The organism is Rothia sp. HSID18067 (genome assembly GCF_003989445.1).
Taxonomy (GTDB): Bacteria; Actinomycetota; Actinomycetes; order Actinomycetales; family Micrococcaceae; genus Rothia; species Rothia aeria.
The window spans coordinates 636,257-651,175 of sequence record NZ_RBMF01000001.1; the positions used below are offsets into that span (position 1 = coordinate 636,257).

The following is a 14,919-nucleotide window of genomic DNA, read 5'->3' on the forward strand; positions in this document are numbered from 1 at the left end:
AAGGGAGCACCCAACCAAGAAGAAACGAGGTATCTATGACCGGTGGAGATATCGCGGGTCTCATCGCCGCAGGGGTTTTTGCAATCCTGGTGGCCCTGTTAGCCGTACCAATTCTTCGTCTCACCAAGGTTTTCGATGAGCTCATTGTTACCATCCGTTCCCTCAACCAGAGCACCAGTCCGCTCATTGAAGAAGTCACCAAAACGGTGGTAAGCACCAACGAGCAGCTGGAAAAGATGGACGACATCACCTCAAACGTTTCAGACGCTTCAGCGAACGTTTCGGCGCTGTCTTCTCTGGTGACCTCAACTGTGGGTCAGCCGCTCATTAAAGTTGCCTCGTTCTCGTACGGTGTGCGTCAAGCATTCCGCGGCGGCTCAACCAACGCCCAGAACCCGAAAACCCACGGCCCCGAGAAGCCTCAACAGGGTGGTGAAAACTAATGGGTATTTTACGCTCAGCTCTACTTCTAGGTGCCGGCGCAGCTGTCGGCTACCTCGCCTCCAGGCGTGCCGCCTACGTCAAAGCAAACCCGTCCAGCGCCTCCCTCATTAAATACCAGTCCGGTGCGCTGGAGTTAAACCCGGAGTCTCAGATGGGAAAGTTTTTTGATTCATCCCTGGGTAAGCCGCTGCAGCCTTACGCCCTGCGGGCGGTTGAGTTTGCCGCACGAGTACGCCAAGGCATGCAGGAGAAAGAAGCCGAACTGCACGCCAAAGTTGAGCGGCAAAAACAGGACGCCCGCCCCGGCTCTCTCGATCTGTGGGACCGGGATATGAGCCCGAATGAAGCGTCCGAGCTGCGTCGAGCCGTTGCCGAGCGTGAGCTCATTGAGGTTGAAAGCGAAATAGCCCACCTTGAGGAAGCGCGCCAAGCTCGCCTGCGCCGTGACCGGGAACTTGGTGAAGATTTCTTCAACTAAAAGCGTAATACTATTTCATGTCGTATGATGTAGTTAACGCGCTAACCAAAGATTTATTGTATACAAGACCTACTAAACACACGTATTCACTTCAGAGGAAAAAATGCTCTCACAAGAAATTTCAAAGCGCTGGGTTGATTTTTTTGCTAAACGCGGGCACACCGTGGTCCCCTCAACATCGCTTATCTCAAATGAACCCGGCGCTATGTTCACAATTGCGGGCATGGTTCCGTTTATCCCGTATTTTTTGGGACGTGAAACACCGCCGTTTAGCCGCGCAACCAGCGTCCAGAAGTGCATCCGAACCCTTGATATTGATGAGGTAGGCAAAACCGCCCGACACGGCACGTTCTTCCAGATGGCCGGAAACTTCTCATTCGGCGACTACTTCAAAGAGCAGGCAATACCGTTCGCCTATGAACTACTCACCACCAGCCAGGACGAAGGCGGCTACGGCCTAGATCCTGAGCGGCTGTGGGTGACCATTTACGAAGGCGACGATCAGGCGTTTGACGTGTGGACCAAGATCGTTGGCTTCCCCGAAGAGCGTATCCAGCGCATGGGGATGAAAGAGAACTACTGGTCAACCGGCCAGCCCGGGCCAGCAGGTCCGGACTCCGAGATTTTCTATGACCGCGGCCCGGCCTACGGCAAGGAAGGCGGCCCGGCTGTTGACGACGACCGCTACATTGAGATCTGGAACCTGGTGTTCATGCAGTACCAGCGTGGCGAAGGCACCGGCAAGGACGACTTCGAGATCCTGGGTGAACTCCCTCAGAAAAATATTGATACCGGCCTGGGCGTTGAGCGTCTTGCGATGCTGCTGCAGGGGGTCGAGAACTTCTATGAGACCGACCAGGTACGCCCGGTACTTGATGCGGCATCGAAACTATCCGGTAAAAAATATCATGGGTCTGAATCACCCCAGGATGAAGGGTATGTTGACGATGTGCGGATGCGTGTGGTCGCCGACCATATCCGCTCTTCACTCATGCTCATCGCTGACGGGGTGACTCCTTCAAACGAAGGACGCGGCTATATTCTGCGCCGACTCATGCGCCGTGCAATCCGTGCGATGCGCCTACTGGGTGTATCTGAACCGTGCCTGCCGGTTCTGTTCCCTGCCTCCCGCGACGCAATGGCCGGTGCATTCCCGTACGTCGCAGATGATTTTGAGCGTATTTCACGCATTGCCTACGCCGAAGAGAAAGCGTTCCTGCACACCATCGAAACAGGGACTGAGCGGCTGGAAGAAGCAGTGGCCAGCGCCAAGAAGAACGGCTCTAACTCCGTCTCCGGGGCTGAGGCGTTCACGCTCCACGACACCTACGGCTTCCCCATCGACCTCACCCTTGAAATGGCTGCTGAGGCAGGAGTGAAGGTGGACGAGAAGGCGTTCCGTGAGCTCATGACCCAGCAGCGGGAGCGTGCCCAGGCCGACGCTAAGGCCAAGAAAGGCGCATTCGCTGACCTGTCTGAACTGCGCAGGCTGCTGGATGAGCGCGGCTCCATCTTCACTGGTTACACTGAGCTGCGCACCGAGACGCAGCTGCGCGCAATCCTGGTGGACGGTGTTTCCGTGCCCGCAGCCAAGGCTGGGGATAAAGTTGAGGTTGTTCTTGACGAGACCCCGTTCTATGCTGAAGCCGGCGGGCAGGCTGCCGACACCGGAACCATTACCGGTGACGGTTTCGTCATTGATGTTCAGGACGTGCAGCAGCCGGTGAAGGGGCTGAGCGTGCACCGGGCGGTAATTCGTGAGGGTGAGGCCCACCCCGGTGTCCCGGTGGTGGCTCAGGTGGATGTGCAGCGCCGTAAAGACGGCGAGAAAGCGCACTCCGGTACCCACATTATTCACGCCGCACTGCACCAGGTGCTGGGTAAAGAAGCCACCCAGCGTGGGTCGTTCAATAAGGAAGGCTACCTGCGTTTTGACTTCGCCTGGGGTGAGGGGCTGAGCGAATCCGCCAAGCGTGAGGTTGAGGAAGTATCGAACCGTGCGATCCGCGATAACTTTGAGGTGATCACCCGTGAAATGCCTCTGGCTGAGGCTAAGGCTATGGGGGCGATGAGCCTCTTCGGCGAAAAATACGGCGATACTGTGCGCGTGGTCGAGATCGGCGGCGAGTTCTCCCGCGAGCTCTGCGGAGGCACCCATGTGGGCTCTTCAGCAGAGGTGGGTTCGCTGTCCCTGCTCACCGAGCAGTCCGTTGGTTCGGGGAACCGTCGTGTTGAGGCGCTTGTCGGGTTGGATTCCTTTAACCATTTGGCTGCTGAACGCACCCTCGTGAACCAGCTGACCAGCCTGCTTAAGGTGCAGTCCTCCGCTGAGCTGCCCGAAAAAATTAATCAGACCCTCACCAAGCTGAAGTCCGCCGAGAAGGAGCTTGAGAAGCTGCGGCGCGAAAAGCTTCAGGCTGAGGCTGCGAAGCTTATTGAGACCGCTCAGACTATCGGTCAGGTGCGTGTGCTTGCGCACCACGCCGGGGAGCTGGATGCTAACGGGGTGCGTTCACTGGCGCTGGATCTGCGTTCCCGCTTCGGTTCTGAGCCTGCCGTGGTTGCGGTGACCGGTGTTGCGAATAACCGCCCGGTAGTTATTGTTGCCACCAATGAGGGTGCCCGTGAGGCCGGGGTGAAAGCTGGTGCGCTGGTGCGTGTTGCTGCCGGTGTTCTTGGCGGCGGCGGCGGCGGTAAAGACGATATTGCCCAGGGCGGTGGTCAGGATGCTACGAAGGTAAACGAGGCGTTGGATACGATCCGTACCACGATTGCGCAGGCATAGATTCAGATGAGCGGTTTTCAGCCAGGAGTGCGGATGGGTGTCGATGTGGGCAATGCCCGTGTCGGCACCGCCCTGAGCGACCCGGATGGTATTCTTGCCACCCCGCTCAAGACGCTCCGCCGAGATCATAAAAAGAATTCTGATCGTCGCGTATTGCGTAAACTCGCGGAGGTTAATGATGTAGTTGAGATTTTTGTTGGACTGCCCAAAACCATGCGCGGTGGCGAGTCCGCATCAACTGTTATGGCGAAAGAATATGCAGAAAATTTGCGGTCTGAACTTGATGCAGAGGGCAAGGAGCATATAAATATATGGCTGGTTGATGAGAGGCTAACCACGGTGAGCGCACAGCGCTCATTGCATGAGGCAGGCGTTTCGTCCCGTGATTTCAAGGCTATAGTGGATCAGGCTGCTGCGGTCAACATTTTGCAGTATTGCTTAGACACTCTGAAGTCAGGGTATGCTATAGCCGGGTATAAACTGAGCAGTCTAGCCTACGAAGAAGCCCACTCTGAGGAATGCCCCTTAGACGGCAAGCCCGTCAACGAAACGGAGACCCTTCAGTGACCGAAGATTCGAAAAAGCGGGTAAACCGCACACCTAAGAATAAACAGCCCCGCAAAACGGGCTTAAGAGATCTGCTGTCCCCAAGCTACGAGGAGGCACGCGCCGGTATTCGGGGCATCACCTTGGAGCAGGAAGTGGTGAGCGTTGAGGAGCTGAAGGCTCGTAAGCGCCGCCGCACCGCCATCATGGGGGTCGCAACGATCATTTTCTTGGTGACGGTAATTGTTCTGTCGTCGCTGCTTATCGCCCGTTTGGATCCGTTTAAAAAACGTGACTTCGCCGGTGACGGAAACGGCACCGCTGTCACGTTCGTTATTGAACAGGGCGAAACCCCGCAGCAGATTGCCGAGTCTCTTCAGCAGCAGGGCATTATCGCTGACGCTGATAAGTTTGTGGAAGTGTACCAGTCTGAAAGCAAGGGTAAGTTCCTGGTGCCGGGCCGGTACGACCTGCAGAAAGAGATGAGCAGTTCGGCTGTTGTGTCCACGCTGATTGGCGCCACCAGCAATGTTATCTACTTTGCTGTGCCGCAGGGTAAGCGTGTGGGGGAGACCCTGGACATCATTGCTAAACAGGGTGAGCTGAATCGTAGTGAGCTTGAAGAAGCTGTAAAGAACTACGAGCAGTACGGCGTGCCCAGTAATTTCCCCTCAATTGAAGGCTGGCTGCACCCGGGTGAGTACCGCTTCCCGAAGGGAACGGACACTAAGAAGATGATTCAGGCCATGGTCGATAAGACTAAGGAAGACTTGAAATCTGTGGGTGTAACCACCGATAAGCGTGCCTTTGAGGTTCTGACGAAGGCTTCCATCGTGGAGCTGGAGGCTCAGCCGAAGGACTACAACGCGGTTGCTGGTATTATCGAGAACCGTCTGAGCCACACGGATGGGGAGACGAGCGGGCTGATCCAGTCGGATGCGACGGTCACCTACGGGCTGGGTATCCGCTCATACCACCTGACGGAGGAGCAGAAGGCCGATAAGGGCAATAAGTACAACACGTACGCGCATCAGGGTCTTCCTGCCGGTCCGATTGATTCGCCGACTTTGGCGTCTATTCGGGCAACCGCAAGCCCCGAGAAGAACCCGTACTACTACTGGGTGACGGTGGACCTTGACTCGGGTGAGACGAAGTACTCGAAGACCTATGAGGAACACCAGCGGTACGTTGAAGAGTACGACCAGTGGTGCTCGAACCATAAGGGCCGCTGTAGCTAGGTTCTGAAGGCCCCGCGTTTGGGCCTGCGGCGGGTGCTGTTTCCACTGTGGTGGAGGCGGCACCCGCTTTTTGCTGCCCTGTGGTTGTTGTGTCCCAGCTATAGAAACGGGCTTATCTTCCACTAAAATGGAGGTGCACCCCGCGCAGTCCATCAGGGGTGTTCAGGCGGGAGAACGTGGAGAGGCGCAGTTTACGTGAAACAAGAATCGTACCGGGAAGCCCCTTACGCGCGTCGAGCCTACGTGTTGGGGCACCCTATTGGGCATTCTCTCTCACCCGCCCTGCACCGTGCGGCTTACCGCTATGTGGGCGATGATGACCTTGAGTATCAGCGCCGGGACACCGTCCGTGAGGATCTTCCCGGGATTTTTACTGAGGTCAATCACCCCACTGGCACGCCCGAGGATCCTTACATTGCTGGGCTGTCGGTGACAATGCCGCTCAAAACTGCCGTAATTGAGTACTGTGACGAGCTGACGGAGCTGGCGCGTATCACCGGGGCGGTGAATACGGTGTACGTCAACGGGTTGAAAGTCATTGGGCATAACACTGATGTGGCTGGTATTGTGAACGCTCTGCTTCAGGCTGGGCTTGACCCCGCGCCACAACGTGAGCGGCCCGCTGTTGTGGGTGGGGGAGCGACGGCGATTTCGGCGCTGACAGCCCTGCACCGGCTGGGGTACGGTGGTGTGGATCTGTATACGCGTTCTTTGCATAAGCTCGCCGATGTGCACGCGGTGGCCGACCGCTTGGGGGTTCAGGTGGCCCCTCAGCCTTTGGCGCAGTTCCCGGCTGCAGCATCGGCTTATAGCCCCGTCATCTCGACTTTACCCGCACACGCGGCAGATGCGTGGGCGCAGGATATGGGAGAGCTTACTGCGGGTTCCCTCCTGCTTGATGTTGCCTACGACCCGTGGCCTTCACTGCTTGCCAGCGAGTGGGAAAAACGCGGTGGCACGGTGGTTTCCGGTTTGGAGATGCTTCTCTACCAGGCTGTGGAGCAGGTTCTTATTTTCACGCGGCGCACCCCAAACGATACGGAGAAACTTGGGATGCTGAACGCCATGTGCGCCGCCGTGGGGCTTGCCCCGCGTGAACATCTGCCGCAGACATTCGTCTAATACCCGTTCGACTTTATACACTTAAAGCACTAATAGTTATGCCGCGCACCTCAACACACCGGTGCGGGTGATTGAAAAGAGGTAAACCTTATGGCTCTGCGCTGGCTCACCGCCGGAGAATCTCATGGTGAGGCGCTCGTCGGCATTATTGAGGGCGTTCCTGCCGGTGTTGAACTGACGAGCGAGATGGTGCGTGACGCGTTAGCTCGCCGCCGCCTTGGTTACGGGCGTGGCGCCCGCATGAAATTTGAGGAAGATAAGGTGCGTATCCTCGGTGGGGTGCGCCACGGGGTGACTCAGGGCGGCCCGGTCGCCCTTGAAATCGCCAACACCGAGTGGCCTAAGTGGGTTGATGTGATGAGCTCAGACCCGGTGGATCCGGCCCTCATCGAGGGGCGGGCACGTAACGCAGCGCTCACCCGCCCCCGCCCTGGGCACGCAGATTTTACGGGCATGCAGAAATATAACTTCGCGGAGGCCCGCCCGGTGCTTGAGCGCGCCTCAGCACGGGAGACCGCAGCCCGCGTGGCGTTGGGGGTTGTGGCGGCGCAGGTGCTTAAAGCGTTGGGGGTTGAGCTGGTCTCACATACTGTCGCTGTTGGCGGCGTGCACGCTCCCGACGGGGCGCCTGTTCCCACCCCAAACAATGTGCAGAGTCTTGATGCTGACCCGCTTCGTTGTTTTGACGCCGCAACATCGCAGGCCATGGTGGCGCGTGTTGATGAGGCGCATAAGGATGGTGAGACTCTCGGCGGTGTGGTTGAGGTACTCGCGTACGGTATGCCTCCCGGGTTAGGGTCGTATGTGCACTGGGATCGTCGTTTGGATGCGCGTCTTGCTGCTGCTCTCATGGGTATTCAGGCGATTAAAGGTGTTGAGGTGGGCGATGGTTTTGCAACCGCCGACCGCCCCGGTACTGCTGCCCACGATGAGATCTCGGTGGGGGAGCACGGGGTGAAGCGGGATACGAACCGGGCTGGCGGCATTGAGGGCGGTATGAGCATTGGCGATCTGCTGCGGGTTCGTGCGGCCATGAAACCGATCGCAACCGTACCGAAGGCCCTCAAGACTATCGACACCTCCACGGGCGAGCCCGCGACAGCGCATCATCAGCGTTCAGATGTGTGTGCCGTGCCCGCTGCGGGGGTGGTTGCTGAGGCAATGGTTGCACTTGTGCTGGCACAGGCGGCACTTGAGAAGTTCGGCGGCGATTCCATGGGCGAAACCCGCCGCAATATGGACGCTTATTTGGCTGCCATTCCCGAGTCGTTGGCGTGGGAGTCTAATGTGGCCGGATGGGACGCATAGCCGTGTCTGGGCGCGAGCAGAACACCCACGCGAAGAGTGGCTTCGCGGGGGGCTCTGCCGCATCTTCTGCCACGGCGCGGGTGATTCCTTCCAGCCCGTTAGCGCGTATTGCGGCGGCAACACAGAAGCAGCCGCAGCCTCCTGAGCCGCACCACCAGGTTCAGCAGGTGCAGGAAGAAGCCCCATCCGCCGTGCCCCGGCCGGGTTCCTGGCTAAACCGTGGCATCTCTCAGGCCGCAGAGAACCCGGCAGACTCTTCACCCGCTGGCGGTGAGGAAAAAATCTCAGCTGAGAACACCCCCGCCCAGGAAACTGGGGTGGCATCCGCTAAGACACCCCCCGCTGTTGCGCAGACACCCAAGACCGCTCCTTCGTTCGCGGCTATTGCGGCGCGTGTTGCTGCGGCTTCTCGGCAGAAACCGGAACCAGCCGTGAACAGCGCACAACCGGCTCTTGCCGAGGAACAGGTACACGAAAATCCCAGTGCGGAGCATAAAGATGCTGACGGGATGATCCACCCTCAGCAGGTGCGCGAAATGCAGGAAAGTTTCGCTGAAATGACCAGGCCGATTGTGCTCATTGGGCCTATGGCTGCCGGGAAAACCTATATTGGCACGCACCTGGCGCGGTTTTACGGATACGAATTTTTAGATGCCGACCAGCTGATTGTGGAGCGTTACGGGGAGGTCTCCGAGATTTTCGAAATTTTCGGTGAGGCGCATTTTCGTGAGCTAGAGGTGAAGGTTATTGAGGAGGTTCTCACCTCCCCGGCATACCGTAATACCGTATTTTCTTTAGGCGGCGGGGCACCCATGACCGACGCCGTGGCGCAGCTGCTGCGCGGGCAGAACGTGGTGTATATTCTGGTGGACGCCCCAACCGTTGAGCCGCGCATTACCGGGTCAAAAACCCGCCCGCTGCTGCAGCCTAACCCCGTGCAGCGGTGGAGTGAGATTTTTGAGCACCGCCGGGAACGCTATGAGTCGTTGGCGACGTACACGCTTGATGCGCGCGGCGCGCGGCCTATTGGGGCGATGGCGGCAGAAATCCAGAGTTTTGTTCTTGCATCTCGAAAGGAAAACCTTAAACATGACCGAGGCTAACACTGCTGCTTTCGGAGCTTCAGGTGGGCAAGATATCACCTACATTTCGGTGACCGGCAGCGCACCCCGCGAGAACTACGACGTGCTGGTGGGGCACAATCTGCTGAGCAAAATCCCGGAGATTCTGGGAAATCAGGCGAAGAAAATCCTGGTGATTCACCCCCGGGCGCTGCGTTCCACCGGGGAGCTTGTGATGGAGGATCTGCGGAAGGTCGGGTACCAGTCGTTTAGCGCCGAAATTCCGGATGCGGAGGAGGCAAAACACCACCAGGTGGCGGCGTTCTGCTGGCAAGTTTTAGGGCAGAACGATTTTACGCGTACCGATGCGATTATTTCGGTGGGCGGCGGGGCTATTACCGATGTTGCCGGGTTCGTGGCGGCAACCTGGCTGCGGGGTGTGCGGGTGATTCATATTCCGACCACGCTGCTGGGCATGGTGGATGCGGCCGTGGGCGGGAAAACAGGCATTAACACTGCCGAAGGTAAGAACCTGGTGGGTGCTTTTTGGCCGCCGGCCGCTGTGCTGTGTGAGATTGGGACATTACGGACCCTACCTGAGCATGAGCTGCTCACAGGCATGGCTGAGGTGGTGAAATGCGGTTTTATCGCTGACCCGCAGATTCTCGACATCATTGAGGGTAACCCTGAGAAGATCCGTGATTCACAGTCTGCGGTAGTGCGGGAACTGATAGAACGCGCAATCCGGGTGAAAGCCGAGGTTGTTTCTGAGGACCTGCGTGAATCTGGTCGGCGAGAAATACTCAACTATGGGCATACGCTGGGACACGCGGTTGAGCATGCAGAACGGTACCAGTGGCGTCACGGCGCAGCGGTTGCGGTGGGTATGGTATTCGCGGCGGAGCTGTCGCTTGCGGCCGGGTATGCGGATGAGGCCCTCGTGGACCGTACCCGCAGTATTCTCACGTCACTGGATTTGCCGGTTTCGTACCGTGGGGACCGGTGGAAGGATCTGTTGGATACGATGCGGCGTGATAAGAAGTCGCGTGGGGCGATCCTGCGGTTTATTGTGTTGGAGGGGCTGGCAAGGCCGCGAGTGTATGAGGTTCCTGACGAGTCGATTCTGTACATGACGTACCAGGAGATCGCCGAATAACGCCGCAGTGGGCATATCTGGTGTAGACTGGATGGCGGTATATTTTGCTCATTGATAATTTAGCGCCCGGGCGGGAACTCTCGTGTGGGTGTCGACGACATGAAGGAGAGCCCCTTTTGGCTACTACCACTGACATTAAGAACGGCGCAGTCCTAAAGATCGACGGTAACCTGTGGTCCGTTGTTGAGTTCCAGCATGTGAAGCCCGGTAAGGGCGGTGCGTTCGTTCGCACTAAGCTCCGTAATATTACCTCCGGCAAGGTCGTTGACCGCACCTTTAACGCTGGCGCTAAGATTGAGACCGCTACCGTGGACCGTTCCGACTACCAGTACCTGTACCAGGATGGTGAGGACTACGTGTTCATGGACATGAAGACGTACGACCAGATTAATGTGCCTGCCACAGTGGTGGGGGATGCCGCGAACTACATGTTGGAGTCTCAGACCGCTACTATCGCCATGAACGAGGGAAACCCGCTGTACATTGAGCTTCCCGCTTCGGTGGTGCTTGAGATTACCTACACGGAGCCGGGTTTGCAGGGTGACCGTTCCACCGGTGGCACGAAGCCTGCCACGGTTGAGACCGGCTACGAAATCCAGGTTCCTCTGTTCCTTGAGACCGGCACCAAGATCAAGGTTGATACGCGCACCGGCGACTATCTTGGCCGCGTGAACGACTAATGAATTCCCGTACGAAAGCCCGACTGCGCGCCGTCGAATCTCTGTTTGAGGCGGATCAGCGTGGGGAGGACCCGGTGGAGGTTCTGCAACGCCGCCGCCTGCACACCGCAGCGCAGATTTCGTCGTACTCTGAGCAGATTGTGCGCGGGGTGCGTGATAGGCGTGAAGAGCTGAACGAGTATCTGAACACGTATGCTCGGGACTGGTCGCTGGAGCGTATGCCCGCAACTGACCGGGTGGTGCTTCTGATTGGCGCCTGGGAGCTGCTGTTTAATGATGATATTCCCGATGCGGTGGCTATTTCTGAGGCGACCGGTTTGGCGCGTGTGCTCTCAACAAATGATTCGCCGAAGTTTGTGAACGGCCTGCTTGATAAGCTGCGCAGGGTCAAACCAACCTTACTGGCGTAACTTTTGACTCGCTGAGGTTCTGATGGCTGAAAACTCTAAGTTTTCAGCCATCAGAACCTCATTTATTTACCCGTGAACCCAAGGGTCGCCTTTGCTGTTTCAGCTTCGGCAGCTGCTTCTTCACGGCTCATGTTCTGGGTGCGGTGCATGACCTCCAGGTTGGTGCGTGCCAGGTTTTTCGCCTGTTCCACCCGGAGCATGAATTCTAGCCAGTCATTGGACCGCATCATGTGCAGCACCGTTGCTGCGTCACGTTCTGCGGTGGGGTTCACCCAGCGACCGGTCTGGACGCGCACCGCCAGCATGGAGCACAGATACCGGCAGTCTTGTACCGCGGGATTGAGGCAGAATGTTTCATCATTAATGGTGGTAATTTTTAGGGTGCTCGCAAAACCGTCGTAGGTGAAAACGTATGAGTCTATTGCTGCGTAGAGGGTGGTTTTTATGCCGTCACCAAGCTCGGAATAGGTCGCGAAAGCTTTAAAGATAGCAGCAAACAGCGGTTCTAGGAGACTATCCACGGGGTGCCTTTCGTCAAGGAATGCATTTACAGCTTACTAAATACCCTGAGGTTGTCTATGCAGAGCCGGTATTGGTTAGCTGCGGTGTGCCCGGCAGAAGAACCTAATCGGGCGGTGGGAGTGTGGTAGGCTGTACTGAGGCAAGAAACCTTTAAGTCCGTCCTGTGAGGCGGGGAAGGAGTCGGCTATGAACGGGACAGGTGTACCCGCTGGCAGTAGCGCGCATAATGCGTCCAATGTTGGGCGTACTATCCTTAACGACGATGAGATCCGTCGCGCTCTGACACGTATTGCTTTTGAAATTCTTGAGTCCAATAAAGGTACCGATCACCTGGTGCTTATAGGTATTCGCTCTCGCGGCTACCCCTTGGCACGGCGCCTGGCGCAGCGTATCCAGGCCAATGACTCAAATTTTGATCTCGAAGATGGCTTGGGCGCCCTTGATATTACCCCGTACCGTGATGACCTCACCGATGAGGAATACGAAAACCGCAGCGCGGGGGAGTCCCTGATCCCGGCGGGTGGTCTTGACGGTAAACATGTGGTTCTTGTTGATGATGTTTTGTACTCTGGTCGCACCGTCCGAGCCGCTTTGGATGCTCTTAACGAATACGGGCGTCCGGCCCTGGTGCGTCTTGCCGTGTTGGTGGATCGCGGGCACCGGCAACTCCCAATTCGCGCCGACCACGTGGGGAAGAACCTTCCAACCAGTGCCGCTGAGAAGGTTCGCGTGGTGCTTGAAGAAACGGATCACGCCACAGACCGCGTTGATATTATTCAGCTGGAAGGACAGATTTCATGAAACACCTGCTTGACACCCGCGATCTCACACGAACTCAGGCCATCGAAATTCTCGATGTTGCTGACTATATGGCACAGGTTAAGGCAGAAAACCGGAAGCTCAATGTGCTTGCCGGTAAGACTGTAGTCAATCTTTTCTTTGAAGATTCAACACGTACCAGACTGTCCTTCGAATCCGCTGAGAAACGTCTGGGTGCCGATATTACTAATTTTGCTGCGCGTGGTTCATCGGTTTCTAAGGGAGAATCTCTCAAAGACACTGCTCAGACTCTCAAAGCGATTAGTGCGGATGCCTTCGTGATTCGTCATTCGGCTTCGGGTGCTCCGCAGCGTCTTGCCGAGGCCGGGTGGACCGATATTCCCGTGCTGAACGCGGGGGACGGCACGCATGCGCATCCAACGCAGGCTCTTTTGGATGCGGTTTCGCTGCGCCAGTTCAAGGCCCAGCGTAATGGCCTGGACTCGCCGCGAGGAACCGATTTAAGCGGTATGCGTGTGCTGATTGTGGGGGATATTCTGCATTCTCGGGTGGCGCGGTCGAATCTGTGGTTGCTGAAAAATCTGGGAGCCGATGTCGCTTTTGTGGCTCCACCCACGCTGCTGCCGGTGCATACCGAGCGGTGGAAGCAGGATTGGGGACTTGAGGTTTTCCACGATTTCGATGACGCAATCGCTACAAAACCTGACGCGGTGATGATGCTGCGCATCCAAAAAGAGCGTATGAACGCCGCCTATTTTCCCTCAGCAGAGGAATATACCGCCCTGTGGGGACTCACCAAAGAACGTTTCGAGAATCTGCTGGCGCAGCCTCAGGAAGTCGCAATTCTGCATCCCGGTCCCATGAACCGAGGGCTGGAGCTGTGCGCCGAAGCCGCTGATTCTCAGAACGCTTGGGTGCTGCGCCAGGTCAGTAACGGCGTGGCGGTTCGCATGGCGGTGCTGTACCTGCTCTTGACCGACGGGTCAAGCGAGAAATTATACTCCGGCGACGAATCCTAACGCTATCCGAAAGAAGGAATATACATGAGCACGTACCTTATTAAAGGCGCCTCCCTGCTGGGTGAGCGCGTTGCCGATATCCTGATTGAGGACGGCAAAATTGCGCGTATCAGCCAGGATTTAGAGGCCGCAGACGCCCAGGTCGTTGATGCCTCCGGTCAGATTGCACTTCCGGGTCTAGTCGATATTCATACTCACCTGCGCCAGCCCGGATATGAGGCTTCTGAAACCGTTGAGACCGGTACTCGCGCGGCGGCTTTAGGCGGCTACACGGCTGTTTTTGCGATGGCGAACTCGCTTCCTGTTGCAGATACCGCAGCCGTAGTTGAGCAGGTTGACCGTCTGGGTAAAGAGTCCGGTTGGTGCCGTGTGCAGCCCATCGGCTCGGTGACCGTTGGGCTGAAAGGCGAATTCCTCTCGGACATTGGTTCTATGGCGACCTCTGAGGCGAAGGTTCGTGTGTTCTCGGATGATGGCATGTGCGTTTACGATCCGGCGATTATGCGCCGTGCCCTTGAATATGTAAAGACTTTTGACGGTGTGATCGCCCAGCATGCGCAGGAGCCCCGCCTCACTGAGGGCGCTCAGATGAACGAGGGTAAGGTTTCCGCCGATCTGGGGCTTACCGGCTGGCCTGCTGTGGCGGAAGAAGCTATTATCGCCCGCGATGTTCTGCTGGCTGAGCATTTGAACTCGCGTCTGCATATTTGCCACCTCTCGACTAAAGGCTCGGTCGAGGTTGTGCGCTGGGCTAAATCTCGCGGCGTGCAGGTGACCGCCGAGGTTACCCCGCACCACCTGATTCTGACCGATGAAAAGGCGCGCACCTACGACCCGATTTTTAAGGTGAACCCGCCGTTACGCACCGAAGAGGATGTGCTTGCGCTGCGTCAGGCTGTTGCCGACGGCATTATTGATGTTATTGGTACCGACCACGCACCGCATCCGGCAGAAAGCAAAGAATGCGAGTGGGCGTGTGCCGCAAATGGTATGACCGGTCTTGAGCAGGCTCTCTCGATTATTCAGATGACCCTTGTGAAGCCGGGGCATATTACCTGGGCCGATGTCGCACGGATTATGAGCGAAACTCCGGCGAAAATTGGCAGCCTGGATACTGAGCAGGGCCGTCCGCTTGCCGAAGGTGAACCAGCAAATATCGTGTTGGTTGATCCGAAGGCTACCCGTGTGATTAAGCCTGAGGAGCAGGCTACAAAGGGCAAGAACAACCCCTATCGCGGGATGGAGGTTCCCGGTGCTGTGCGCGCAACCTTCTATGCGGGGCATCCGACCGTTTTGAACGGTGAGCTTGCAAGCCCGCGCCGGTAGGTTTGAACGTTCGCACTATATTCGGGGCAAAACCACCACAGTAC

At 57.2% G+C, this 14,919-nt stretch carries 15 protein-coding genes; 14 read left to right on the forward strand and 1 reads right to left on the reverse strand.

Features of this window, described 5'->3' with window-relative positions; translation table 11 throughout:
• Nucleotides 1-35: 35 nt before the first annotated feature.
• The 11 genes from D8M23_RS02830 to nusB all read left to right on the forward strand — a co-directional run bounded on the left by D8M23_RS02830 (nt 36) and on the right by nusB (nt 11,228).
• On the forward strand, nt 36-443 hold the full coding sequence (locus tag D8M23_RS02830) for a DUF948 domain-containing protein (protein ID WP_126853582.1): 408 nt from the start codon (nt 36-38) through the stop codon (nt 441-443).
• Nucleotides 443-922 carry a hypothetical protein gene (locus tag D8M23_RS02835; RefSeq protein ID WP_006887176.1) on the forward strand — a complete coding sequence of 160 codons (480 nt, stop codon included), beginning with the start codon at nt 443-445 and terminating at the stop codon, nt 920-922. Before D8M23_RS02830 ends, D8M23_RS02835 begins: the two co-directional genes overlap by 1 nt.
• 103 nt (nt 923-1,025) lie before the next feature.
• Nucleotides 1,026-3,707: an alanine--tRNA ligase gene (gene alaS / locus D8M23_RS02840; protein ID WP_094757833.1), complete on the forward strand. Its 2,682-nt coding sequence runs from the start codon at nt 1,026-1,028 to the stop codon at nt 3,705-3,707.
• Between the two features lie 6 nt (nt 3,708-3,713).
• A complete protein-coding gene (ruvX, locus tag D8M23_RS02845) occupies nt 3,714-4,274 on the forward strand; it encodes a Holliday junction resolvase RuvX (protein ID WP_126853584.1) in 561 nt (186 codons plus the stop codon).
• On the forward strand, nt 4,271-5,491 hold the full coding sequence (gene mltG / locus D8M23_RS02850; RefSeq protein ID WP_006887294.1) for an endolytic transglycosylase MltG: 1,221 nt from the start codon (nt 4,271-4,273) through the stop codon (nt 5,489-5,491). The genes ruvX and mltG overlap by 4 nt, the downstream gene beginning before the upstream one ends.
• Nucleotides 5,492-5,686: 195 nt before the next feature.
• Complete coding sequence (locus D8M23_RS02855) at nt 5,687-6,613, forward strand: shikimate dehydrogenase (RefSeq protein ID WP_126853588.1); 927 nt, start codon at nt 5,687-5,689, stop codon at nt 6,611-6,613.
• Between the two features lie 90 nt (nt 6,614-6,703).
• A complete protein-coding gene (aroC, locus tag D8M23_RS02860; protein WP_126853590.1) occupies nt 6,704-7,921 on the forward strand; it encodes a chorismate synthase in 1,218 nt (405 codons plus the stop codon).
• A complete protein-coding gene (locus tag D8M23_RS02865) occupies nt 7,909-9,024 on the forward strand; it encodes a shikimate kinase (RefSeq protein ID WP_238693739.1) in 1,116 nt (371 codons plus the stop codon). The genes aroC and D8M23_RS02865 overlap by 13 nt, the downstream gene beginning before the upstream one ends.
• Nucleotides 9,011-10,138 (forward strand): 3-dehydroquinate synthase, encoded by a 1,128-nt coding sequence (gene aroB, locus D8M23_RS02870; protein ID WP_037233516.1) that lies wholly within the window; start codon nt 9,011-9,013, stop codon nt 10,136-10,138. The genes D8M23_RS02865 and aroB overlap by 14 nt, the downstream gene beginning before the upstream one ends.
• Before the next feature lie 116 nt (nt 10,139-10,254).
• Nucleotides 10,255-10,818 (forward strand): elongation factor P, encoded by a 564-nt coding sequence (gene efp, locus D8M23_RS02875; protein ID WP_006887304.1) that lies wholly within the window; start codon nt 10,255-10,257, stop codon nt 10,816-10,818.
• Entirely contained in the window at nt 10,818-11,228 is a 411-nt protein-coding gene (gene nusB / locus D8M23_RS02880) for a transcription antitermination factor NusB (protein WP_006887232.1), read from the forward strand. The genes efp and nusB overlap by 1 nt, the downstream gene beginning before the upstream one ends.
• A gap of 62 nt (nt 11,229-11,290) precedes the next feature.
• On the opposite strand, the gene D8M23_RS02885 is transcribed toward nusB, so the two are convergent.
• Nucleotides 11,291-11,749 (reverse strand): hypothetical protein, encoded by a 459-nt coding sequence (locus tag D8M23_RS02885; protein WP_126853592.1) that lies wholly within the window; start codon nt 11,747-11,749, stop codon nt 11,291-11,293.
• Nucleotides 11,750-11,936: 187 nt separating this feature from the next.
• On the opposite strand from D8M23_RS02885, the gene pyrR reads away from it, so the two are divergent.
• From pyrR to D8M23_RS02900, 3 genes are read left to right on the forward strand one after another with little or no spacing between them, the layout of a single operon-like run.
• Nucleotides 11,937-12,551 carry a bifunctional pyr operon transcriptional regulator/uracil phosphoribosyltransferase PyrR gene (gene pyrR / locus D8M23_RS02890; protein ID WP_126853594.1) on the forward strand — a complete coding sequence of 205 codons (615 nt, stop codon included), beginning with the start codon at nt 11,937-11,939 and terminating at the stop codon, nt 12,549-12,551.
• Entirely contained in the window at nt 12,548-13,549 is a 1,002-nt protein-coding gene (locus D8M23_RS02895) for an aspartate carbamoyltransferase catalytic subunit (protein WP_126853595.1), read from the forward strand. Before pyrR ends, D8M23_RS02895 begins: the two co-directional genes overlap by 4 nt.
• 24 nt (nt 13,550-13,573) lie before the next feature.
• Nucleotides 13,574-14,875 (forward strand): dihydroorotase, encoded by a 1,302-nt coding sequence (locus tag D8M23_RS02900; protein ID WP_126853597.1) that lies wholly within the window; start codon nt 13,574-13,576, stop codon nt 14,873-14,875.
• Nucleotides 14,876-14,919: the final 44 nt, after the last annotated feature.

Bases quoted from the DNA above. Each gene is read 5' to 3' on its own strand.
- D8M23_RS02830 (WP_126853582.1), top strand. From the start codon at position 36: ATGACCGGTGGAGATATCGCGGGTCTCATCGCCGCAGGGGTTTTTGCA.
- D8M23_RS02835 (WP_006887176.1), top strand. From the start codon at position 443: ATGGGTATTTTACGCTCAGCTCTACTTCTAGGTGCCGGCGCAGCTGTC.
- alaS (WP_094757833.1), top strand. From the start codon at position 1,026: ATGCTCTCACAAGAAATTTCAAAGCGCTGGGTTGATTTTTTTGCTAAA.
- ruvX (WP_126853584.1), top strand. From the start codon at position 3,714: ATGAGCGGTTTTCAGCCAGGAGTGCGGATGGGTGTCGATGTGGGCAAT.
- aroC (WP_126853590.1), top strand. From the start codon at position 6,704: ATGGCTCTGCGCTGGCTCACCGCCGGAGAATCTCATGGTGAGGCGCTC.
- D8M23_RS02865 (WP_238693739.1), top strand. From the start codon at position 7,909: ATGGGACGCATAGCCGTGTCTGGGCGCGAGCAGAACACCCACGCGAAG.
- aroB (WP_037233516.1), top strand. From the start codon at position 9,011: ATGACCGAGGCTAACACTGCTGCTTTCGGAGCTTCAGGTGGGCAAGAT.
- nusB (WP_006887232.1), top strand. From the start codon at position 10,818: ATGAATTCCCGTACGAAAGCCCGACTGCGCGCCGTCGAATCTCTGTTT.
- pyrR (WP_126853594.1), top strand. From the start codon at position 11,937: ATGAACGGGACAGGTGTACCCGCTGGCAGTAGCGCGCATAATGCGTCC.
- D8M23_RS02895 (WP_126853595.1), top strand. From the start codon at position 12,548: ATGAAACACCTGCTTGACACCCGCGATCTCACACGAACTCAGGCCATC.
- D8M23_RS02900 (WP_126853597.1), top strand. From the start codon at position 13,574: ATGAGCACGTACCTTATTAAAGGCGCCTCCCTGCTGGGTGAGCGCGTT.